This window comes from Aquimarina sp. AU58 (assembly GCF_900312745.1).
In the GTDB taxonomy this organism is placed as follows: domain Bacteria; phylum Bacteroidota; class Bacteroidia; order Flavobacteriales; family Flavobacteriaceae; genus Aquimarina; species Aquimarina spinulae.
The window spans coordinates 296,323-320,018 of the sequence record NZ_OMPD01000013.1; the positions used below are offsets into that span (position 1 = coordinate 296,323).

The window sequence follows — 23,696 nt, forward strand, 5'->3', positions numbered from 1 at the left end:
TGCAATATTTAAAGAAAACATCAATGAAGAAGAGAATTATCTACCCCGTAGCTGCCGTGATTATCTTACTATCTACGGTAAGTTTTAAGTCAGATTTTTTTGAAATCGCTAAGCAGATTGAAATTTTCACTACTATGTTCAAAGAATTAAATATGAATTATGTAGATGAAACAAATCCTGCAGAATTAATGGATACGGCAATCAAAGCCATGTTAGATGATTTGGATCCCTATACTAAATATTGGAACGAGCAGGATGTTGAAGCTTCAAAAATACGTAATGCAGGAGAATACACAGGTATTGGATCTTCTGTAAAAACAATAAAAGATAAAATTATTATCATAGAACCTTATAAAGGTTATCCTGCAGATAAAGCTGGTCTTAAAGCTGGTGATGAAATTATACAAATAGGAGATGTAAAAGTAGCCGATTTTAAAGATGATGCAGGAGAACTTCTTAAAGGAGCCAGCGGAACTAAAGTTGACATTACCTATAAAAGACAGGGAGTAACTAAAACTACTGTATTAACAAGAGAAGAAATAGAAGTAGATGCTGTTCCTTTTTATACTTTGCTAAACGATAATACCGGATATATTGTATTATCAAAATTTAATAACAAAGCCTCTAGTGAAACTATTGATGCTTTAAAAGATTTAAAAGCCAAAGGAGCTAATAAAGTAATTTTAGATCTAAGAGGTAACCCTGGTGGTTTATTAAGTGAAGCTATAAACGTTACTAATATTTTTGTGCCAAAAGGAGAGTTAATCACTACTACAAAATCGGTGGTTAAAAAATATAATAAAGAATATTTTACAAAGAGAGAACCTATTGATATCCAAATTCCCTTAGTCGTATTAGTAAATGGAAGAAGTGCATCGGCAAGTGAAATTGTTGCGGGTAGTATTCAGGATCTAGATAGAGGAATAGTTATTGGTGCCAGAAGTTTTGGTAAGGGATTAGTGCAGCGACCAAAAAAACTAACTTATGGTACTCAATTAAAAATTACTATTTCTAGATATTATACCCCAAGCGGAAGATGTATTCAGGCATTAGATTATTGGAATCGTGATAAAAATAACAATGCTGTACGCATCAATGAGCAAGATTTTAAAGCCTTTAAAACCAAAAACGGAAGAACAGTATATGATGGTGGTGGTATACAGCCTGATATTGAATTAGAGACCTCTAAATTTAGTAAAATTACTACCGCGTTATTACGATCTGATGCTATTTTTGAATATGGAACAAAATATTATTATTCTCATCAATTAAAAAAATCCTCTGATTTTAAATTTACAGATCAAGATTATCAAGATTTTAAAAGTTTTGTAAAACAAAGTGAGTTTAATTTTGAGACCGAAACCGAAAAATCATTTAAAAAATCATTAGAAATAGCAAAAAAGGAAAAGTTCGATAAAGATATAATCTCTACTTATAATACCCTTGTTGCTTCGATAAATACTTCTAAACAAGCAGCTTTAGACACTTATAAGACCGAAATTGTTAATTTGTTAACAGATGAGATTATTAAACGTTATTTCTATCGTGAAGGATTATATAATTATTATGTAACACATAACCCAGAAGTAGCTAAAAGTCAGGAAATACTAGGTAATAAAAATAAGTACGAAGAGCTTTTAAAATAAGAATAAAGAAAGACTCATTAGGACTTAATGAGTCTTTCTTTATTCTCTAATCATACCAATATGAGGAATACCATCTTCGAGGTACTCCTCTCCTATTTGCGTAAAACCGTGTGTTTCATAGAATTTTTTTAAATATGTCTGAGCAGATATTTTAATCACTTTAGTTTTAAAATATGTTTCTATAGCACTCACACATTCTTTAATTAGTTTGTGACCATATCCATACTGCCTTTCTTTTTTAGGTATGACCACTCGTCCAAAACTAGTATCTTTAAAATAATCGCCTGCATCAAATAATCGTGTATAGGCAACAATTTCTTCGTTTTTGTATCCTATCACATGAAGTGCTTTTTGATCCATATCATCAATATCCTGATATATACATTCTTGCTCTATTATAAATACTTCTGCGCGCAAGCGCAAAATTTTATATAGTTCTAGTGCAGAGAGTTCATCAAAACGTTTAACTTTAAATTTGATATCCATATTTTTTAATCCTGTACAATAATATCTTTATTATCCTTATTTCCATATTCTGGCTGTAGCGTAACATGGTTGATTTTAAATTCTTTATGAAGTATATTTTCAATAGTGTTAAGTGTTTCTCCAAATTCTGAAACCAAAATATCACTATCAAAATCTACATGTGCCTCTAAGTGTGTTTCTTCTTCGTTAAGTTGCCACACATGTATGTGATGTATACTTTTAACTTTTGGCAAAGCATTAATTACTCTTACTATTTCCTTTAACTCAATAGTATCGGGAGTATACAACATTAATACTTTGAATGATTTTTTTAAGAGATCATAGCCTACAATAATCAGATAGATTGCAATTACAAAAGTTAACAGGCTATCTACCCAAAATAGTTTATAAAACTTCATTAACAATCCCCCTATCAAAACCGCAAAAGATGCCATTAAGTCTGTTACCAGGTGTAAATATGCCGATCTCATATTCATATTTACCTTACTATCTTTTCTTAAAAGCAAAACGCTTAGTCCATTTCCAAAAATTGCTACTACAGAAAGAATAATTACAACACGTGCACTTATTTCCTGTGGATCTAGTAATCGCTCTATTGCTTCAAACACAAGAATAAATGCTATTATAACTAATGAAATAGCATTTATAAACGCTGCCATGATCTCAGCTCTTTTAAAACCAAAAGTTCTTTTAATAGAAGCTTCTCTTTTTGCCAATCGATTAGCAAAAAAGCTAACTATCAAAGAAAGTACATCACTAAAATTATGTAATGCATCTGATAATAGAGAAAGACTACCAGAAATCAAACCACCAACTACCTGGGCAGCTGTAATTCCAATATTTAAGAGAATAGAAAATAATAAATTACGCCCAGTAAGTTTATCATGAGAATATGAATGATTATGAGCGTGAATTTTTACCATAGATTAAATACACATTGGTATCTTATGTACTCTATTTAAATGTCTGCCTCCTTCAAATTTTGTTGCTAAGAATGTTTTTACCATTTCAACAGCTTGAGGTAGAGATGTAAATCTTGCAGGAATACATATGATATTAGCATCATTATGAAGTCTGGTTAATTCTGTAATTTCTTTTGTCCAGCAAAGTCCAGCTCTAACATTATTGTATTTATTAGCTGTCATAGCAACACCATTTCCGCTTCCGCAAACCAAAATTCCAAAACTAACTTTTTCAGTATTTACATCTTTTGCTACAGGATGTACAAAATCAGGATAATCAACACTATTGTTTTCATTAGTGCCGTAGTTAGTAATTTCAATACCTTCAGATTCTAAATATTCTGCAATTGCAAATTTGTATTCAGTTCCTGCGTGATCATTTCCAATAGCTATTTTCATTTTTTTGTTCGTTTCATTAATAAAGCAAAGATAATTTAATCTAAAAAAAGTAAACTCCAAAAAACCAATAATTTAACCCAATATTACGGTAATGTTAATAACTCATAACCTTCTGTTAACACTGAGTGTGAATAAACAGTTCTTAAAATTCATAAAGTTTTTTTGGTGGTTTTGATTTTTATTAGAATACAAGTATCGTAGGAAGAAATCAAAATTTTAAACCCTGTTTTTTTGGCTAAGTTTTCAAATGTTAAGTCAATGTTATAAACTACGGTTTTACCGTAAAAATATTAAAAATTTAAGCTGTTGATTAACTATTAACAGTTGTTAATTAAATTTCATTTTTAGAACATTTTCAAGCAATTAGAATAATGATATCCTGTTCATATATATTTTAAAATTCAGTTTAACTTAAAAAACAAATAAAAGTTAAAAAAGTTATACCGCTATCCACACTATATTATAATCATCATTATTAATTTTAAATTTAAAAAAAAGAAAAAGATATATTTAATATATGTTGAAAACTATAAAGAAAATATGAATATTAGGTTATACAATTCTAAGATGAGAATTTGTGTTAAGATCACTTATGATCTGAAGTACTTTGTTTTTGTCTCTTTGATGAACTTTTAAATTAATACCTCCCAGTGCGTTTGAGTAGAAAGGAAAAACACCGACCATTGTTTCATTTTCGAAGAAATAAGAAATACCTTCTTGATCTAGAAGTAGTTTAAGTATTGCATACTCAAAAGGATATGTATATGTTTTAATAGTAATAAAATCTTTCATTTCTTAAAATTATTCCTTGATAATCTTATTTCTACAAGATACAAAATAAGCGTAACAATCAAATTGATACTAATCAAAACGAATATCAATTTCTCTTAGATTGATAAATAATTTTTTATAGTAAAAGATTAATTGATTTGACTGGCTTCACGATCTGTTTTTACAGAACTATTTATTTCTGATCCTTCTAAAGTATCTTGTTTATGATCTATTGTATTATTAATGTATAAAGTAAACGAATATATGCCCAATAGAAATATGAGTATGAAGAGTAATATGATTTTATGTATTTTTTTGATTTTGTGCATATCGAATTAAATACTAAACGGATAAAATCGAATCCTAGTGTACTAAAATTAAGTAAATTTTAAGAAAAATAGCTGTAATTATTTACTTTTTTTTGATGTAATATCTTGATTTACAGATAATGGATTTTATAGCTATTTGGTAGTAATATGATTTAAGTATTAATAAAAGTTTAAAGTTAAAATTACTGATGTTAAAAGATAAGCTGTACTTTTATCATAAATATATAGAATAGACATTAATGAAAAGAAAGAGTAGAAGAAGAAAAAAGAAGTCACCTAAAATAGAGAATATTACCCAGGAAATACTCAAAATATTAAAAGCTGAATCAAATAAAAGTTTTAATTATAAGCAAATCGCATCAAAACTAGGAGTAGATGATGCAAGTAGTAGAAACCAGATTATAAAAAAATTATCTCAACTTGCTGCTAAGAAACAGATAGAAGAGGTAGATAGAGGAAAATTTAAAATCATCCCTAATATTAATACCTATACGGGTATTTTAGAAATCACTTCAAAAGGTACAGGATATGTAATTGTAAAAGATCTTGAAGATGATATTTTTATTCCAAATAACAATCTTAATAAAGCGTTAAACGGAGATGAGGTAGAGGTTTATGTGTATCGCAGAAAACGAAGAGGAAAGAGCGAAGGAGAGATTTCGAGGATTATTTCTCGTAAAAGAAGTGAGTTTGTTGGTGTAATAGAGATTCAAAAAAATTATGCTTTTGTAAATATGCAAGACGGCAAAATGTATACCGATATTTTTATTCCAAAGAATAAAATAGCCGATGCAGAGAACGGAGATAAGGTTTTAGTAAAACTAGAAGACTGGCCAGAAAAAGCAGATTCACCTTTTGGAAAAATAGTTAAAGTATTAGGAAAACCAGGAGAACACAATACCGAGATACATGCTATTTTGGCTCAGTATGGTCTGCCCTACGAGTTTCCTGAGGAGGTAGAGAATTATGCTAACACTTTAGATACATCTATTCAGGAATCAGAGATCAAGAATCGTAGGGATATGAGAAAAATTCTTACGTTTACTATTGATCCTAAAGATGCCAAAGACTTTGATGATGCATTATCATTTCAGGTTTTAGAAAATGGTAATTATGAAATCGGAATTCATATTGCTGATGTATCACATTATGTAAAACCAGGAACAATACTTGATGATGAAGCTTATGAAAGAGCAACATCTGTATACCTGGTAGATAGAGTAGTACCTATGTTACCCGAGGTTTTATCTAATAATGCCTGTTCATTAAGACCAAACGAAGAGAAATATACATTTTCTGCAGTGTTTGAATTAAATGATAAAGCAGAAATTAAAAACCAATGGTTTGGAAGAACAGTAACCTATTCTGATGCGAGATTTGCATATGAAGAAGCGCAGCATATTATAGAAACCCGCGATAATGTAATTCCGGCAGAGATCTCACTTACCAGAAAAGAATATAAAGCCGATCAAAAAATAGCCGATGCTGTACTCAAATTAGATGAGCTTGCCAAAGTTATGAGAGGTAAACGAATGGGAGAAGGAGCTATTTCTTTTGATAAAGTAGAAGTAAAATTTAGTCTAAACGAAAATAACGAACCAGTAGGAGTGTTTTTTAAGACTTCTAAAGACGCTAATAAACTTATTGAAGAGTTTATGTTATTAGCTAATAAAAAGGTCGCAGAGTTCATAGGAAAGCAAAATCCTAAAAAAACATTTATTTATCGGGTTCATGATGAGCCTAATGACGAAAAATTAGCAGCATTACAAAATATTATTGGAAGATTTGGATATAAATTAGATCTTAGAGATCGAAAGACCACTACCAATTCATTAAATGGATTATTAAAAGATGTTCAAGGTAAAAAAGAACAAAATTTAGTTGATACTTTAGCTATACGTAGTATGAGTAAGGCAGAATATACTACTCATAATATTGGTCATTATGGATTAGCATTTGATTATTATTCACATTTTACTTCACCAATACGAAGATATCCAGATGTTATGGCACACCGTTTGTTACAGCATTATTTAGATAAAGGAAAATCTGTTGCAGAAGATGAATATGAAGAAAAATGTAATCATAGTAGTAGTATGGAAAATCTAGCTGCTAGTGCAGAACGTGATTCTATAAAGTTTATGCAGATAAAGTTTATGAAAGATCACGAAGATGAACAGTTTTTGGGAGTCATATCTGGAGTTACCGAGTGGGGGATTTATGTAGAAATAATTAATAATAAATGCGAAGGTATGATTCGTCTGCGAGACATGAGTGATGATCACTATGTTTTTGATCAAGATGAATATGCTATTATAGGAGAACAAACTAAAAAAGTATACCAATTAGGAGATGAGGTATATGTAAAAGTGAAAAATGCTGATCTTATAAAACGACACTTAGATTTTACCTTGTTAGGAAACAAGGAAGAAATAGAATAATCAAAAAATTGGTGTCGTTTATTTTTTGTAAGATCAGAGTTGAAATATAAATCTTAAAAACTGGGCGATGAAAAAATTGATATTTCTTTTTATGTTTTTATGGGTTGCATTAGGGCAAGCACAAGAAGACGTTAAAACTAAAAATCTAGATTATTTTACAGAAGTAAAAGTTTTTGATAAAATAAAAGTAACTCTTGTTAAAAGTGATAAACATAAAGTTATAATCACTGGTTATAAAAGATACGACGTAGAAGTTATTCAAGAAGGTCTTATTTTAAAAATTAGAATGTCTTTGGATAATCTGTGGGATAAAAGTAATACCGAGGTTTTGGTTCATTATGAAGAACTTAGAAAAATTGATGCTAATGAAGGATCAACAGTAGAAGTAAAAGATGTTCTTACCAGAAATAAACTTGATCTTAGAGCTCAGGAAGGAGCAATTATACAAGCAAAAACTGAAAGTGAAACATTATTTATTAAAGCGGTTACAGGCGGAGAAGTACATTTAGAGGGTATAGCTAAAGAACAGGAAGTCGTTATTAATTCTGGAGGAAAGTATTTTGGTAGTGAACTCGAAACAAAAAGAACACAAGTAAAAATTAGTGCTGGTGGAGTAGCAGAAGTAAATGCTAAAGATTATATCAAAGCAAATACTAATGCAGGAGGAAGTATAAGGATTTATGGAGATCCGAAACAAAAGGATACTAAAAAATTTTTAGGTGGAAAAATTGTTGAAGTTAACTAAGTAGTTTTTAACTTTGTAATAAATACGCTTAGACCCTATGCTTCAAGATGCTCAAGCAGCTATACCATTAGGTTTTTTATTAGCCTTTCTAATTGGACCCGTTTTTTTTGTACTTCTGGAAACAGCAGCTATTAAAGGGTTTAGAGCAGCTTTAGCTGTAGATTTAGGAGTTATCTTTGCAGATATAGTATTTATTCTTATCGCTTATTTTAGTACCAATCAGATTTTAGAAAAAATAAAAGATGATCCTGCCTTATTTATATTTGGAGGGATGTTATTATCTACATATGGTGTAATTTCTTTTATTCAGGAAAGAAAAAACTATAACAAACTTAGAGATACTACGGTAGAAATTATCAATAAACATAACTATCTTATGTTATTTATAAAAGGGTTTTTACTCAATTTTATAAATATTGGAGTATTAGGATTTTGGTTAAGTGTTATTATCGTTATAGGACCACAGTTAGATATGAATACCAATAGAATTCTACGTTTTTTCGCAATGGTTTTAGGTACATATCTTTTTATTGATTTCTTTAAAATGTTGCTAGCAAAGAGATTGAAGAGAAAATTAACTCCAAAAAGAACCTATATCATCAAAAGGGTCATTAGTATTATTATGATTGTATTTGGTGTATTTCTTATTTTAAAAGGTGTTTTACCAGATACAATGGAGAAACGAATTCAGGACGAAATTGAAAAAATAACACCAGAATCCAGATTTAAATAAAAAATCCTGCACGTAAGTACAGGATTTTCGAGGTGTCGAGCGGATTCGAACCGCTGTAGATGGTGTTGCAGACCACTGCCTAGCCACTCGGCCACGACACCCAATTTTTGGTTGGAAGGCAAATGTAAAAAAATTTATGATTACTTCTTAAATGATTTTACAATAAAACGCTTTTCATACAATTTTAACACTATAGTTATCGTTTTTTGCTCCTTGTTATAGTAACCATTTCTACATTTCCACCAATAGGTGGATTAATTTTTGAAACATCTACAATAACTTTATCAACCAATGGTAATTCATCTAATATACGAACTAAAATTCGCTCTGCAGCATGTTCTAACAATTTAGAACGAATAGCCATTTCTTCTTTTACAATATGATTAAGATGAACATAATCTACAGTTTCTGCTAAACGATCAGATATTGCAGACTTTGATAGATCGGCCTTAATCTTTAGATCCACTCTGTAATCAGATCCTATTTTTTTCTCCTCGACAAGGCATCCATGATAGGCATAAACCTTGATATTTTTCAACTTTATTAATCCCACGGGGTTTTTAAGCAAATGTAAAAAGAATCTTTTTGATTTGTGTAGGGAGAATACCCCTTTTCTAATGAATTTTGGTAATAATAAAATAATTGTATTAAAGATTTTTATACAATAGCAGGGCAGCATTAGAATTTGTAGTTTTGTGTTTTATTAGATTACAGATGTCAGAAGAAAAAAAATCGCTTAATTTTATTGAGCATATTGTAGAGGAGGACCTTACAACCGGTATGAGTACAGAAAATTTACGTTTTCGTTTCCCTCCAGAACCCAATGGATACTTGCATATAGGACATACCAAAGCAATAGGTATTAGTTTTGGTCTTGGTCTTAGGTATAATGCACCGGTAAACCTACGTTTTGATGATACTAATCCTGCCAAAGAAGAACAGGAATATGTAGATGCAATTAAAGAAGATATAACGTGGTTGGGATATCAATGGGATAAAGAATGTTACTCGTCTGACTATTTTCAACAATTGTACGATTGGACTGTTCAACTGATTAAGAGTGGGAAGGCCTATGTAGATTCTCAATCTGCAGAAACTATTGCTTCTCAAAAAGGAACTACCACAGAACCAGGAACCAATAGTCCATACAGAGACCGTTCTGTTAAAGAAAATTTAGACCTTTTTCAGAAAATGAAAGAAGGTGAGTTTAATGAAGGTGATCATGTAGTGAGGGCAAAGATCGACATGGCAGATCCAAATATGCTAATGCGAGATCCTTTGATGTATAGAATATTAAAAAAATCTCATCATAGAACTGGTGATGATTGGTGTATTTATCCGATGTATGACTGGACACATGGCGAAAGTGATTATATAGAAAACATCTCACATTCTTTATGTTCCTTAGAATTTAAACCACATAGAAAATTGTATGACTGGTTCCTTGATCAAGTATATAGTACGAATATACGACCAAAACAAAGGGAGTTTGCAAGACTTAATTTAAGTTATACGATCATGAGTAAGCGTAAATTACTCAAGTTAGTAGAAGAAGGAGTAGTATCTGGATGGGATGACCCCAGGATGCCTACAATCTCGGCATTAAGAAGACGTGGGTATACTCCAACATCAATACGAAAGTTTGTTGAAACTGTTGGCGTTGCAAAACGTGAAAATGTAATTGATGTATCATTATTAGAGTTCTGTGTACGAGAAGATCTTAATAAAACAGCATCAAGAGTAATGGCTGTTTTGGATCCGGTTAAGCTTGTTATTACCAATTATCCAAAAGGAGAAGAAGAGTGGTTAGAAGCAGAAAATAACCCAGAAGATGAAGCTGCAGGTTCTAGAAAAGTACCATTTTCTGGCGAATTATATATCGAAAGAGAAGATTTTAAAGAAGAAGCTGGTAGAAAGTTTTTTAGGTTGACTTTAGGAAAAGAGGTACGTCTTAAAAATGCGTATATCATCAAAGGAGAACGGGTGATAAAAGATGCCGAAGGAAATATTACAGAAATCCAATGTACATATGATCCAAAGAGCAGGTCGGGAAGTGGTACCGAAGAATCAAAACGTAATGTAAAAGGTACATTACATTGGGTATCAATAAGTCATGCTATTCCTTCAGAAGTTAGGATTTATGATCGATTATTTAATGATGAAGCTCCAGATAGTCATAAAGACAAAGATTTTGTTGAGTTTTTAAACCCAGATTCTTTAAAAATAATAACAGGTTATATAGAACCTAGTCTAAAGGATGTTAAACCATTAGACCAGTTTCAGTTTCAAAGATTGGGGTATTTTAATGTGGATATTGATAGTGCCCCTGGTGCTTTGGTATTTAATAAAACTGTTGGTTTACGAGATACCTGGGCAAAGGTAAAACCAGTTCCAACAGATCAAAATATTAAAAAACAACCTCAGAATCAGCAAAAAGCGATACCTTCAATCGAAGAAATAAAAAGAGCAGGGAAGAAGTATACAAATGTACCAGATGTTAAAAGAGAAGGGCTTAAAATCAAAATTATAGAAGCTGCCAAAACTGTAGAAATAGAAGAGCTTGTACCTCTTTATGAAACTGCTGTAAAAAAAGCAGGAACTCGTATCGCTACTATGATTGCCTTGAGTGAAATCCTTAAAAATAAAGGAATTCAACCGGATCAGTTAGCAAAAGATTTTGTTACCAAAGCTCTTGAGGATAAGAATGAATTATTGCAATTAGAAGCCCAAAAAGTGGCTTCTGACTATGATATATAAAGGAAAAACTTGTAGATGCATAAAATGTTTTGTGTCTATAAGTTTTTTAATTTTTAATTATCTGCAATGTGCTCATCTAAAGGAATTTCGATATCTGTTTTAAAATCAGGAAAGAGCTTTTTGGTTTGCGGATCATCAAGAAGTTTATTAGATTCTACAAAATACCATTGAGATTTTTTCTTGTTATAAAAACCAAATAATGAACTTTTTAATGTAATTAATCTACCATTAAAGTCCATTTTTACAGTGTTTTTAACTAAACAATGATATTCTCTGTTTTCTTTTTTTATCTCGGTTACTTCATCTACTTCAGAACTAAGGATTTTTATTTTTTGTGCATCCATGGTTCTGTAAATTTCATCCATTGTATCCATTAATTGTTTTTCTCCATACGCTTTGTAAACTTCTGGATGAGTGTATTTGAGTATGGTACTTAAATTTCTATCCATTGACGCTTTAGAAGTTGCTTTTGCATCTCGTAATGCAAATTCTTTTAGTGTAGTCATGTTTTGACAAAAAACACTTCCGGAAATAAGAAGGAAAATAAATAAGTAATTTTTCATGGGGGAAATTTTTTTATAAAGATAATAATTTTTTGTGGTATAAGTAATTTTTATAGTTTTTAAGAAATCATTAATTTTTCTTATTAAAAACTACTTGATATAAAATGATATAAGAGAAGAAAAAAAAATAGTAATATAATCGTATCACTTTTATGCGTTGGTGATATAAAAACGCATTATTTTAAGTTTTTGGTAAAAATAGTAGTGATTTTTAATCTTTAAGGAAAAAATAAACCCGATCAGATTTTATGATCGGGTTTGGCAATAGAAATTATATTTTTATTATTTTTTATCTGGATTTTTGCCAAGGCCCTTTTTAGCATTTTGTTTTTTCATTTCTTCTCCTATTTGATTCGAAGCAGTAAAGGATGCAATCATATTATTTAACATATCACTTCCTGCTTGTGGAGAATTAGGTAGTAAAATTAAATTACTGTTGGTTTCTTCTCCAATAGATTGTAAAGTATCATAATGTTGTGTCACTACAATTAATGCAGATGCTTCCTGAGAATTAATCCCTACATTATTTAAAACATCAACACTCTCTTCTAGACCTCTGGCAATTTCTCTACGTTGATCTGCAATACCTTGTCCTTGTAATCTTTTACTTTCAGCTTCGGCACGCGCTTTTGCCACAATTTTAATTCTTTCAGCTTCAGCTTCATATTCTGCTGCCACCTTTTCACGTTCTGCAGCATTAATTCTATTCATAGCTTCTTTAACCTGCATATCCGGATCAATATCAGTCACCAAAGTTTTAATGATGTCATATCCATAATTTACCATGGCTTCATTAAGTTCTTGTTTTACTGCTATGGCAATATCATCTTTACGTTCAAAAACATCATCTAGTTTCATTTTTGGTACTTCGGCACGAACCACATCAAAAACATAAGATGTAATTTGATCATGTGGATTTTCTAATTTATAAAAAGCATCGTATACTTTTTCTTTAATTACCTGAAATTGAACAGAGATTTTAAGACGTACAAATACATCATCTTTTGTTTTGGTTTCGACGAGAACATCAAGCTGTTGGATTTTTAGATTGATTCGCCCGGCAATTCTATCAAAAATCGGAATTTTAAAATGTAATCCCGAGTTTCTGATACTTAAAAACTTACCAAATCGTTCAACCACTGCAGAGGTTTGTTGTTTTACGGTAAATATCCCTGAAAGCAGAATGATAAATCCGAGAATTACTATTGGAATTAAAAATAGTCCCATTGTTTTATATATTAAGAGTTAAAAGTTTTTCTGAAAATCAATGTACTAATAAATTGTAAATGATTGATTGTTATTTTGAAATTGTTATCATAGCGATATATGTATTTGCTAAAAAAGAAATGTCAACAACTTCCCAGCCTTCTTTAGAGAACTTATTCATAGCATTTTCTACCTTTTCTCTAAGTTTTTCTGAAGACCAATTTTCTGATATACGTATAACTTTATATTGTTTCCCCATAGTTTAATAGTTTAGTGCAGTTACCATATCAGTATAGTAATTTTGATATATGTTACATTTTAGGAGAAAAGAATTATAGATAAGTAAACCGTCACTTTTTTGGGCATAATCATCACAATCTTTTTTTAGAATACTAATTTGTTTTATGATTCTGGTATGTTAGCACCCTTTAATTTAAAAGGTAAAATAATGAAAATAATGAAAAAATTATTACTTGTAGTATTAATAACAATCTTTATTTCTTCTTGTAACAGTAAGCTTTCGTTCGATGCAAAAGGATTTGAAGGAGTAGAGGAGAACTTAAAAGGTAAATTTGGAGATGATGCTTTTTATACCGAACTATCAATTACATATGTTAAGCAAGTAGGAACTATAATTACTACAACAGTAACCAAAGATCCGTCGTCATTAAAAATGGAAAGTTGGAATTTTAGTAACAGCTCATGGTCGCAAACAGCAGATGTTACTCTCGAATTATCTGGCGGTAAGGCTCAAGATTTTATGTTTAATTTAAATGAAGAGGTAGACTTAAGCAAACTAGGAGAACTTGTAGAAAGTTCTATAAAAAAGCTTAAAGAAGAGAAAGATATTGATGCAGCTGTTTTGAATATAGCTTCTATCATGGCACCTAATGATGGAGATAAGTTAAAGATGAATTATTTCATTCAATTAAAACCAGAAAATGGAGGGACTGATTTTACTTTCGTTTATAATTTGGATGGAACATTAGAAAAATTCGATTATTAAAAGTAATTGATAATATATACAGGTCACTATCGGTATGAAGTAGTGACCTGTGTTTTTTTACTAGTTTTTCTCGATGGCGTTTTCTATTCTTTTAATAGTTTCTTTTTTACCGATCATAGACGCAATTTGAAATAAATCTGGCCCTTGAAGCGAACCGACTAAAGCTATACGAAGTGGCATCATGATTTTACCAAAACCAATTTCTTTCCCTGTAATCCACCCTTTTACAATGGTTGAAACATTATCTTCTGAGAAATCTGAAATGTCATTTAGTATTCGTGTTAACTCGTGCATTAAACCAGATGTATCTTGTTTCCAGGCCTTTTTAATGGCCTTTTCATCATATTCACTGGGTGATAAAAAGTAAAAATGACTAAGGTCCCAAAAATCTTTGGTGAATGTAGCCCGTTCTTTTATCGTATCTATAATAACATTAAGATTTAAGTTTGTAGAAATATTTTTTTCAGATAAAATGACCTCAAATTGTTGAGACAATATAGTACTATTGATTTTTTGTAACTGTTGCTGTTGAAACCATTTGGTTTTTTCTGGATCGAATTTGGCACCTGCTTTATTAACACGTTTTAAGTCAAATTCTTTAATTAACTCCTGTAAAGAAAATAATTCTTGTTCTGTACCTGGATTCCACCCTAAAAAGGCAAGCATATTCACAACAGCTTCGGGTAAGTAGCCATCTTCACGATATCCAGAAGAGATACTTTGACTTTTTGGATCTACCCATTGTAACGGGAATACCGGAAATCCCATTTTATCACCATCTCTTTTGCTAAGTTTTCCTTTACCTACAGGTTTAAGAATGAGAGGTAAATGTGCAAAACTTGGAGCCTCCCAACCAAATGAACGATACAAAAGAACATGAAGTGCTAAGGATGGTAACCATTCTTCTCCTCGAATCACATGTGTAATTTTCATTAAATGATCATCTACAATATTGGCAAGATGATATGTAGGCATCCCATCACTTTTAAATAAGATTTTATCATCTAGAATATTTGTGTCTATACTTATGTCTCCACGAATTTCATCTGTAAGATGTAAAATCTCATCTTTAGGAGATTTAAACCTAATAACGTAGGATTCTCCAGAGTTAATTTTTGCGGTTACTTCATCTTCAGATAGAGATAGAGAATTAGTAAGTTTTTCTCTATTATGCCAATTATAAATAAATGTCTTACCATTAGCTTCGTGATCTTTTCTATGGCTATCAAGAGCTTCTGTAGTATCAAAAGCAAAATATGCGTGACCTTCTTTTATTAATTGATCTGCATATTGCTTGTATAAATGTTTGCGTTCACTTTGTCTATACGGGCCAAATCCTCCATCTTTTCCGGGTCCTTCATCGAATGGAATACTACACCAATCGAGCGCTTCTTTAATATAATCTTCAGCTCCAGGAACGTATCTGTTTTGATCGGTGTCTTCTATTCTAAGAACAAAGGTTCCATTATGTTGCTTGGCAAAGAGATAATTAAATAATGCAGTTCTCACACCTCCTATATGTAAGGGTCCGGTAGGACTTGGTGCAAATCGTACCCTAATGTCTTTTGTCATGATTGTGTTTTTTAAACTTTAAAAAGTCTTACAAATAAATAGCAAAGATACAATCTTAAATATGCTATGGAAATGATTTTTCGGGATAACCCATGAAATTCTTATTACCTTTTTAAATACTTTTCATTTCACGTGGAACGCGTTTATTCATAATCAAAAACCATAGGGGAGGGAGTAATGATAATACCATTGATGTAGGATAACCAAAAGGTAATTGAGGGCTTTTATCATGATGATCCAAAATTTGATATTTTTTTGATGCTCTGTGATGATGATCACTATGTCGTGTTAGTTCATACAACATAATTCTTCCCAAAGTATGATTTGAGTTCCATGAATGAATTTCTCTTACACGTTCATAGCGACCAGAGTTGGTTTTCTTTCTTACTAAACCATAATGCTCGATATAGTTAATAGTTTCAAGCAATAGGAAACCTGTTACTCCACTTAAAAATGCAACCAGCAATCCTAAAAAACCAAAGAAATGGGTAAGTGATGTTAGATATAAAAGAGTAATAATAAAATAGCAAAGCATATCATTTTCTATAGAGAAGAAAGCTTGATTGTTTTGTTTTAGTAATTTGAATTGTATTTTCCAGGCATTTATGTATTGCCGTATTGTCGAAGTTATCCAAAAAAAGTAGACAGGTTGATTATATCTTGCAGTGGCAGGATCTTCTTTAGTAGCCACGTTTAAGTGATGACCAAAATTATGCTCTATATAAAAATGCATATACAGAGATGGGAGAAGAAGAGCTTTGCCTATATACCTTTCTTTTGTATATCGATGACCTAATTCGTGTCCGACATTTATTCCGTTTGATCCCAAAACAATACCTAATGAAATAATGATACCTATAATTTCATAAGTATTTAGATTAGATGTAGTACAGGTAAAAATGCCGAAAAGTAAAATACCATAAACAATAGGAAGATTGATATAAAGCATCCAGTCGAATATCCTTTTTTTGGATTGTAATAATTTGTGCTCGTCGTTTAAATTTTTGGTCGATGAATTTGTAAATAATTCTAGTATTGGAATCAATCCAAAGGCGTAGATAGGTGTTAGATAGGTATAAATTCCTTGTAACCAAATACCAATAATTGCCATAAATGGTATTGTGAATGCACAAATATATTTAAGATCTCTCATAACAACTTATGTTCTAGGTGATTGAATTATCATAAATATAACAATTCTATTAAAAATAAAATTGTAGATTTAGTGGTTAATGGAAAAGGAAGGTATAAAATATGGATAATTTTCGGTTCATAAAAAGCAAGTTAGAGCAGTTTACAAGAAAATACTATGTCAATGAACTTATAAAAGGTGTTATTCTTTTTTTCGCTATAGGTGTTCTATATTTTTTGATAACACTACTTGTTGAGAATTTTTTGTGGCTTAGTAGACTAGGAAGAACTATATTGTTTTGGCTGTTTATTACAGTAGAGTTTGGTTTGTTTGTGAAATTTATACTAGTACCAATTGCTAAACTATTTAAGCTTACAAGAGGAATTGATTATGAAAAAGCATCTGGTATAATTGGAAATCATTTTCCCGAAGTAAGTGATAGACTTTTAAACCTATTACAATTAAGTGAAAATGAAAATTCATCTGCTTTGTTGCTAGCAAGTATTGAACAAAAGTCAAATGAACTAAAACCAATTCCTTTTAAGTTGGCTATTAACTTAAAAAAGAATGCTAAATATCTTAAATACGCAGCGATTCCTGTAGCTATATTCCTACTATTATTTGTTTTTAATAAAACAGGTTGGATTTCTGATAGCTATAAAAGAGTGGTTAATTATGAAGTTGCCTACGAACCACCCGCACCTTTTCATTTTTTTATAGTTAATAAAGATTTAAATGCTTTTGAAAATAAGGATTTTGTTCTTAAAGTAAGAACAGCTGGTGATATAGTACCTGATAATGCTACAATTACATATAATGATGAAATTTATTTTTTAAAAAATGTAGGCATAGGAGAGTTTGAATATAGGTTTATTCAACCAAAAGAATCTTTAGAATTTGTTATAAGTGCGAACGAAGTAAATTCGATACCACATCGTTTATCGGTAGTTCCAATTCCAGCTTTACTTAATTTTGAAATGAAATTGGATTACCCTGGTTATACTAAGAAAGTTGATGAAATTCTAAAAAGTTCTGGTAACGCAACCATCCCAGAAGGAACAAAAGTTAATTGGGTTGTTTACACAAGAAACACAGATAAAGTAGAATTAAAAACTAAGGATTCTGTTATTCCTTTGGCACAGAATGGAACCAATTTTTCTTATCAAAAATTTGTGTATTCTAATTTGGATTACCAAATCACTACGTCTAACCAGAATGTAAAAGATCATGATAATTTGGCGTTTAATCTTAATGTGATTAAAGATCAATATCCAGAGTTGAATTTGAAATCTGAAAAGGATTCTGTAGATAATCAAACGATTTATTTTTTTGGTAGAATAAGTGATGACTATGGATTAAATAAACTAAGGTTGGTATATTATGACCAGGATAATGCATCTGATATTATGATTAAAAATGTAGCTATTAATAAGGCTGTTTTTGATGAATTTATTTATGCTTTTCCGGCTGGAATTGACCTAGTAGAAGGACGTAATTATGAGTTTTATTTTGAGGTTTTTGATAATGATGTGATTCATAATTATAAGAGTACAAAAAGCCAGGTGTTCAATTTTAGACAACTCACAAAAGAAGAGAAAGAAGACAATTTGTTGAAAAAGCAGAATGAAGCAATTTCTGGATTGAATAAGTCATTAGACAAGTTTAAGGAACAAGAAGAGGAATTGAAAAGCTTAAGTAAAACGCAAAAAGAGAAAAAGAATTTAGATTTTAATGACAAGAAAAAACTTGAAGATTTTCTGAAAAGGCAAAAAGAGCAGGAGAAAATGATGCAGGATTTTTCTAAAAAATTAAAAGACAATCTAGACCAGTTAGAGAATAAAGAAAAAGAAGAACCTTTCAAAGATGCATTAAAAGAGAGGCTCGAAAGAAACGAGGAAAAACTTAAAAAGAATGAAAAACTTCTAGAAGAGATTGAACGTCTAGCAGATAAAATTAAAAAGGAAGAACTAACAAAAAAACTAGAAGAGCTAGGTAAAGAAAATAAGAACCTGAAGAAAAACCTGGAACAATTATTAGAATTAACCAAGCGATATTATGTAATAGAAAAACATGAAAAATTGGTTAAAGAGTTAGAAGATTTATCCAAAAGACAAGAAGAATTATCTGAGAAAAAAGAAGAGGAAAACACAAAAGAAAAGCAGGAAGAATTGAATAATGAGTTTGAAAATTTCCAAAAAGAAATGGAAAAACTTAGGAAGGAAAATGAAGATTTAAAAAAGCCGATGAGTCTGGACCAGAAAAAAGAAGATGAAAATGAAATAAAAAAAGAACAACAAAAGGCAAGTGAAAACCTGGAGAAAGAAAATAAATCAGACGCTAAGAAGAACCAGAAAAGTGCTGCTCAGAAGATGAAGCAGATGAGCAATGGAATGATGAAGCAAATGCAAATGGCAGGAGGAGAACAGCAGCAAGAGGATATGGAAATGTTAAGACAAATTTTGGATAACCTGGTAGATTTTTCTATTGGGCAAGAAGGTTTAATGAAGAAGTTTAAAGGTATAGATATTAATAACCCAAGCTATTCGTCTAAGCTTAGAAAGCAAAGTATATTAAGAGAGAATTTTATACATATAGATGATAGTCTTTATGCTTTAGCATTACGTACTCCACAGATAACAGAAGTGGTGACGCAAAAATTAACCGACATAGAATTTAATATAGATAAGTCATTAGAGAGGTTGGCAGAAAACCAAGTTATTCAAGGTTCGGCTAATCAACAGTATACTATTACCGGTTCTAATGATTTAGCATACTTGCTAAGCAGAACTTTGGATCAGATGCAAAATAGTATGTCGGCATCGGGAAGTAAAGGAAAAAGTGGCTCTAATGAGTTTCAATTACCAGACATTATTAAGAAGCAAGAAGAATTGAATAAGAAGATGGAAGAGGGAGCGGAAAAAGGAAAGAAGAAAGGAGATAAGAAGGGAGAACAAAAAGGAAGCAAACAAGGAGAAAAACAAGGTAAAGAAGGTAAAGGTAGTGGTAAACAAGGAAATGAAAAGGGAGGCAAAGAAGGTAATAAAAAGGATGGTAATAATAAAAATGGAGAAGGAGAATCGCAGATGCAGAAGGAAGATATGAATGGTGAGTTATATGAAATATACAAACAGCAGCAACAACTTAGAAATGCTTTACAGGATAAGATAAGAAAAGAAGGAAAAGGGAATAAGATAGGAAGTAGTTTATTACGTAAAATGGAACAGGTGGAGCAGGAGCTTTTAGAAAAAGGATTTAATGAGAGAACGTTATCAAAAATGCTTAATTTAAAACATGAGTTGTTAAAATTAGAAGATGCTACGTTAGAGCAAGGTGAAGAAGAAAAAAGAGAAAGTAAAACAAATCAAGTACAATTTGGCAATCAAAACTCCCAGCAATTAGAGAAGGCTAAACAATATTTTAATACTACTGAAATATTAAATAGACAAGTATTACCTTTGCGGCAAAATTATAAGCAAAAGGTACAAGAGTATTTCAAGAAAGATAATGATTAATTTTTTTTACGAGACAAATATAGAGTTACTAAATGAGCGCGCATTATCTTTTTGGATTAGTGCTGTTATTTTGTCGGAGAACAAAACAGAAGGAGAGATAAATTTCATCTTATGTGATGACGAGTATCTACTTAAAATTAATCAGGATTTTTTGAATCATGATACATTCACAGACATTATAAGTTTTGATAATACAATGGGTGATCAACTAAATGGTGATATATTTATTTCTGAAGAAAGAGTGGCAGAGAATGCGAAGAAATTTATGGTTTCTATTGAGGAAGAAATGAGGAGGGTTTTAGTGCATGGTATATTGCATTTTTGTGGTTATAAGGATAAACTAGAAGAAGAGAAAAAGCTTATGAGGCAAAAGGAAAATGAAAAATTACTAATGTTCCACGTGGAACATTAGAATATAATAAGTGGTAATAAAGCAACAGTTGTTCCACGTGGAACAACTGTTTTTTTGAATAATAAAATGGTGTTCCACGTGGAACAATAGAACAGAAATTATGTTTGATAAGGAGTATGATGTTATAGTGGTGGGTGCAGGTCATGCCGGAAGTGAGGCGGCAGCGTCAGCTGCCAATTTGGGATGTAGCACTTTGCTTATTACAATGAATTTGCAAAACATTGCGCAAATGAGTTGTAACCCTGCCATGGGTGGAATTGCAAAAGGGCAAATCGTAAGAGAGATAGATGCACTTGGTGGATACAGCGGAATCGTGAGTGACCGTACCGCGATACAGTTTAAAATGTTGAACAAGTCAAAAGGACCTGCGATGTGGAGTCCAAGAGTTCAAAGTGATAGGATGCGTTTTGCCGAAGAGTGGAGATTATTGTTAGAACAAACTCATAATTTGGATTTTTATCAAGAGATGGTGAGCGGGCTTTTGGTCGAAGATGGAAAAATAAAAGGAGTTCAAACTTCTTTAGGATTGGAAGTGAAAGCAAAGACTGTTGTGCTAACCAATGGAACATTTTTGAATGGATTAATTCATATCGGGGAGAAACAATTTGGTGGAGGTAGAGCAGGAGAAAGAGCAGCAACTGGTATAACAGAACAGTTGATTAATTTTGGTTTTGATGCCGGAAGAATGAAAACAGGAACTCCTCCAAGAGTGGATGGAAGATCTTTGGATTATTCTAAAATGATTGAGCAACCAGGAGACGATAATCCTGAAAAGTTTTGTTATACCGATGCAACCAAACCACTAACCAAACAGAGATCATGTCATATGACATATACTTCTTTAGAAGTTCATAATTTGTTACGAGAAGGTTTTGATCGTTCCCCAATGTTTAATGGTAGAATTAAAAGTATTGGACCCAGATATTGTCCGTCTATTGAAGATAAGATCAATAGATTTGCTGATAAAGAAAGACATCAATTATTTGTTGAACCTGAAGGATGGAATACCGTAGAGGTTTATGTAAATGGATTTTCTACATCATTGCCAGAAGATGTTCAATTTAAAGCTTTGAGATCTGTGGCGGGTTTTGAAAATGTAAAATTTTTTAGACCAGGATATGCTATAGAATATGATTATTTTCCTCCAACTCAATTAACGCATACATTAGAAACGAAGTTGATTTCAGGATTATTTTTTGCCGGACAAATTAATGGAACCACAGGATATGAAGAAGCAGCATCTCAAGGATTAATGGCTGGAATAAATGCAGCTCTAAAAGTAAAGGAAAAAGAATCTTTTATTCTTAAAAGAAGCGAAGCGTATATAGGCGTTTTAATAGATGATCTTATAACTAAAGGAACAGAAGAGCCATATCGAATGTTTACTTCACGTGCAGAGTATAGAACTTTGTTAAGGCAAGATAATGCAGATTTTAGACTTACACCAAAATCTCATGAGATTGGGTTAGCTTCAGATGATCGAATGAGAAGAATGGAAGAGAAGGAAAAAAAAGCAAGTGCTTTTGTTCAATTTTTTAAAGATACAAGTGTTTCTCCAGAAGAAGCAAATCCTGTTTTAGAAGAAAAGAAAACATCACCAATTAACCAGAGCGGAAAATTATTTAAGTTATTTTCTCGACCTCAGATTACTTTGGATGATATAAGACACTTTGAAAAAGTTGCTACATACATAGAGGAGAATAATTTGGATAAAGAAGTTTTAGAACAAACAGAGATCCAGGTTAAGTATTCTGGTTATATCGAAAAAGAGAAAAACAATGCAGATAAATTAAACCGACTTGAAGATGTGAAAATCCCTAAGAATTTTGATTACACAAAACTGAAGTCATTGTCTTTTGAAGCAAGAGAGAAAATGTCTAAAATTAAACCGGCAACCGTTTCTCAAGCGTCGCGAATTAGTGGGGTATCACCAAGTGATATTTCTGTCCTTTTGGTTTATATGGGTAGGTGATGGATAGTGTGTTTTGTAAACAAGAAAAGCCTTTAAAAGCAAGAATTCTTTCTGTTTTGTTTTTGGTGGTTTCTGTATCATTTCTTTTTTATACAAAAGAGTCAATTTTATTTAGAGTGCTCTTTTTAATTTTGTCTTTAATCATATTTGGATATTCTATTTCTTATAAAATTAATAGAGACTTTAATAATCAAAAATTTTTTTCGGTTTTCGGTTTTCCTGTTTTTAAAACAAAACTCAATTTAGAATATCCAGATTATATTTCGGTTTTTTCAACTTCTTTTAGTTTGAATAACGAATGGGGTGCTGTTAGTGCAATTGGAACAAAAGAAAGATCTCCTAAAATTGTAGTACGCTTTTTTACAGGAAACAAGAATTTTACACTTTATAAAACAGAAAAGTATGATAAAGCTTCCGAAAAGGCTAATGAGTTAAGTGAACTTTTGGGAGTAGAGATTTATGATAGATCTAAAGAATAGTTCCACGTGGAACATTTTTTGTTAGAAGGTGTTTATGAGTTTTTCTAATTTTAAAACACAAGAAATTTGGTGATGAAAAATACGTTTATATTATTTTTTATTTTATTCTCGTTTTATTCGTGTATCACGATACACAAAGTAAGACAGATTGATAATTTTAGAATTGAAACCGAAAACATGTTTAATGAAGAATCATTTCTTTTTAAACCCAATATGTATCCAGAAGAAGCGAAACGTTCATTACGAAAACAGTTTGGTTTAACAGAGGATCAAAATTTATCAGATTTTGACACAAAACTATTTGATAATTTTGATATTAAATTTAATGTTAAAATAAGTTTTGAAGTGGATAGAGAAGTAAGAACAAATCTGGTTAGTGATTTAATAAATAAATCGAACAAAGAAGATACTGAAAATGAAATAGGAGATGCTGAAACTTTTGTAAAAATTATTATTGTAGATTCTAATGGTGATAATTGCCTTTCTACAAGATCGTTATTTTATAATAAAACCAGGTCGTTCTTAATTGATATTAAAAACAACATAAAAATAGAACCGTTATTTTAAATTTTT

Annotated in this window: 21 protein-coding genes and 1 tRNA gene; 11 read left to right on the plus strand and 11 right to left on the minus strand. The window is 31.1% G+C overall.

Translation table 11 applies throughout. The features are described from left to right. The first annotated feature begins 23 nt into the window (after window positions 1-23). Entirely contained in the window at window positions 24-1,646 is a 1,623-nt protein-coding gene (locus DK441_RS11540) for a S41 family peptidase (RefSeq protein WP_109098861.1), read from the plus strand. A 39-nt stretch (window positions 1,647-1,685) separates the two neighbouring features. Here the strand turns inward: DK441_RS11540 and DK441_RS11545 are convergent, their stop codons facing one another. From DK441_RS11545 to DK441_RS11560, 4 genes are all read right to left on the minus strand, one after another. Next, window positions 1,686-2,132 (minus strand): GNAT family N-acetyltransferase, encoded by a 447-nt coding sequence (locus DK441_RS11545; RefSeq protein ID WP_200822846.1) that lies wholly within the window; start codon window positions 2,130-2,132, stop codon window positions 1,686-1,688. 5 nt (window positions 2,133-2,137) lie between these two features. Continuing rightward, window positions 2,138-3,055 carry a cation diffusion facilitator family transporter gene (locus DK441_RS11550; protein ID WP_109098862.1) on the minus strand — a complete coding sequence of 306 codons (918 nt, stop codon included), beginning with the start codon at window positions 3,053-3,055 and terminating at the stop codon, window positions 2,138-2,140. 3 nt (window positions 3,056-3,058) lie between these two features. Then, window positions 3,059-3,493: a ribose 5-phosphate isomerase B gene (gene rpiB, locus DK441_RS11555; RefSeq protein WP_109098863.1), complete on the minus strand. Its 435-nt coding sequence runs from the start codon at window positions 3,491-3,493 to the stop codon at window positions 3,059-3,061. Between the two features lie 552 nt (window positions 3,494-4,045). After that, entirely contained in the window at window positions 4,046-4,285 is a 240-nt protein-coding gene (locus tag DK441_RS11560) for a hypothetical protein (RefSeq protein WP_109098864.1), read from the minus strand. A 547-nt stretch (window positions 4,286-4,832) separates the two neighbouring features. Here DK441_RS11560 and rnr point away from each other — a divergent pair. The 3 genes from rnr to DK441_RS11580 all read left to right on the plus strand — a co-directional run bounded on the left by rnr (window position 4,833) and on the right by DK441_RS11580 (window position 8,512). Beyond that, window positions 4,833-7,034 (plus strand): ribonuclease R, encoded by a 2,202-nt coding sequence (gene rnr, locus DK441_RS11570; protein ID WP_109098865.1) that lies wholly within the window; start codon window positions 4,833-4,835, stop codon window positions 7,032-7,034. Between the two features lie 67 nt (window positions 7,035-7,101). Beyond that, window positions 7,102-7,779, plus strand: a complete 678-nt coding sequence (locus DK441_RS11575; protein ID WP_109098866.1) for a head GIN domain-containing protein — start codon at window positions 7,102-7,104, stop codon at window positions 7,777-7,779. Between the two features lie 37 nt (window positions 7,780-7,816). Then, window positions 7,817-8,512 (plus strand): LysE family translocator, encoded by a 696-nt coding sequence (locus tag DK441_RS11580; protein ID WP_034240356.1) that lies wholly within the window; start codon window positions 7,817-7,819, stop codon window positions 8,510-8,512. 30 nt (window positions 8,513-8,542) lie between these two features. Here the strand turns inward: DK441_RS11580 and DK441_RS11585 are convergent. Both DK441_RS11585 and folB read right to left on the minus strand, forming a co-directional pair. Continuing rightward, a tRNA-Cys gene (locus DK441_RS11585) sits at window positions 8,543-8,613 on the minus strand. A gap of 95 nt (window positions 8,614-8,708) precedes the next feature. Beyond that, window positions 8,709-9,065, minus strand: a complete 357-nt coding sequence (gene folB, locus DK441_RS11590; RefSeq protein WP_109098867.1) for a dihydroneopterin aldolase — start codon at window positions 9,063-9,065, stop codon at window positions 8,709-8,711. A gap of 161 nt (window positions 9,066-9,226) precedes the next feature. Between folB and DK441_RS11595 the strand changes: the two genes are divergently transcribed. Further along, window positions 9,227-11,269 carry a glutamine--tRNA ligase/YqeY domain fusion protein gene (locus tag DK441_RS11595; protein WP_109098868.1) on the plus strand — a complete coding sequence of 681 codons (2,043 nt, stop codon included), beginning with the start codon at window positions 9,227-9,229 and terminating at the stop codon, window positions 11,267-11,269. A gap of 53 nt (window positions 11,270-11,322) precedes the next feature. Here DK441_RS11595 and DK441_RS11600 read toward each other — a convergent pair whose 3' ends face one another. From DK441_RS11600 to DK441_RS11610, 3 genes are all read right to left on the minus strand, one after another. Continuing rightward, window positions 11,323-11,832, minus strand: a complete 510-nt coding sequence (locus DK441_RS11600) for a hypothetical protein (RefSeq protein ID WP_160112061.1) — start codon at window positions 11,830-11,832, stop codon at window positions 11,323-11,325. 282 nt (window positions 11,833-12,114) lie between these two features. After that, window positions 12,115-13,059 (minus strand): SPFH domain-containing protein, encoded by a 945-nt coding sequence (locus DK441_RS11605; RefSeq protein WP_109098870.1) that lies wholly within the window; start codon window positions 13,057-13,059, stop codon window positions 12,115-12,117. Between the two features lie 70 nt (window positions 13,060-13,129). After that, on the minus strand, window positions 13,130-13,297 hold the full coding sequence (locus tag DK441_RS11610) for a DUF4177 domain-containing protein (RefSeq protein ID WP_081748282.1): 168 nt from the start codon (window positions 13,295-13,297) through the stop codon (window positions 13,130-13,132). Between the two features lie 198 nt (window positions 13,298-13,495). On the opposite strand from DK441_RS11610, the gene DK441_RS11615 reads away from it, so the two are divergent. Further along, window positions 13,496-14,044: a hypothetical protein gene (locus DK441_RS11615; protein WP_160112062.1), complete on the plus strand. Its 549-nt coding sequence runs from the start codon at window positions 13,496-13,498 to the stop codon at window positions 14,042-14,044. A 60-nt stretch (window positions 14,045-14,104) separates the two neighbouring features. Here the strand turns inward: DK441_RS11615 and gltX are convergent, their stop codons facing one another. Then, window positions 14,105-15,616 (minus strand): glutamate--tRNA ligase, encoded by a 1,512-nt coding sequence (gene gltX / locus DK441_RS11620; protein ID WP_109098872.1) that lies wholly within the window; start codon window positions 15,614-15,616, stop codon window positions 14,105-14,107. 112 nt (window positions 15,617-15,728) lie between these two features. Next, window positions 15,729-16,769: an alkane 1-monooxygenase gene (locus tag DK441_RS11625; RefSeq protein ID WP_109098873.1), complete on the minus strand. Its 1,041-nt coding sequence runs from the start codon at window positions 16,767-16,769 to the stop codon at window positions 15,729-15,731. 101 nt (window positions 16,770-16,870) lie between these two features. On the opposite strand from DK441_RS11625, the gene DK441_RS11630 reads away from it, so the two are divergent. The 5 genes from DK441_RS11630 to DK441_RS11650 all read left to right on the plus strand — a co-directional run bounded on the left by DK441_RS11630 (window position 16,871) and on the right by DK441_RS11650 (window position 23,690). Beyond that, window positions 16,871-20,260 (plus strand): DUF4175 family protein, encoded by a 3,390-nt coding sequence (locus DK441_RS11630; RefSeq protein ID WP_109098874.1) that lies wholly within the window; start codon window positions 16,871-16,873, stop codon window positions 20,258-20,260. Then, window positions 20,253-20,672, plus strand: a complete 420-nt coding sequence (gene ybeY / locus DK441_RS11635) for an rRNA maturation RNase YbeY (RefSeq protein ID WP_109098875.1) — start codon at window positions 20,253-20,255, stop codon at window positions 20,670-20,672. The genes DK441_RS11630 and ybeY overlap by 8 nt, the downstream gene beginning before the upstream one ends. A 100-nt stretch (window positions 20,673-20,772) precedes the next feature. Then, window positions 20,773-22,644: a tRNA uridine-5-carboxymethylaminomethyl(34) synthesis enzyme MnmG gene (gene mnmG / locus DK441_RS11640; RefSeq protein WP_109098876.1), complete on the plus strand. Its 1,872-nt coding sequence runs from the start codon at window positions 20,773-20,775 to the stop codon at window positions 22,642-22,644. Next, complete coding sequence (locus DK441_RS11645; RefSeq protein WP_109098877.1) at window positions 22,644-23,123, plus strand: hypothetical protein; 480 nt, start codon at window positions 22,644-22,646, stop codon at window positions 23,121-23,123. Before mnmG ends, DK441_RS11645 begins: the two co-directional genes overlap by 1 nt. A gap of 72 nt (window positions 23,124-23,195) precedes the next feature. After that, entirely contained in the window at window positions 23,196-23,690 is a 495-nt protein-coding gene (locus DK441_RS11650; protein WP_109098878.1) for a hypothetical protein, read from the plus strand. The last annotated feature ends 6 nt before the right edge of the window (window positions 23,691-23,696 follow it).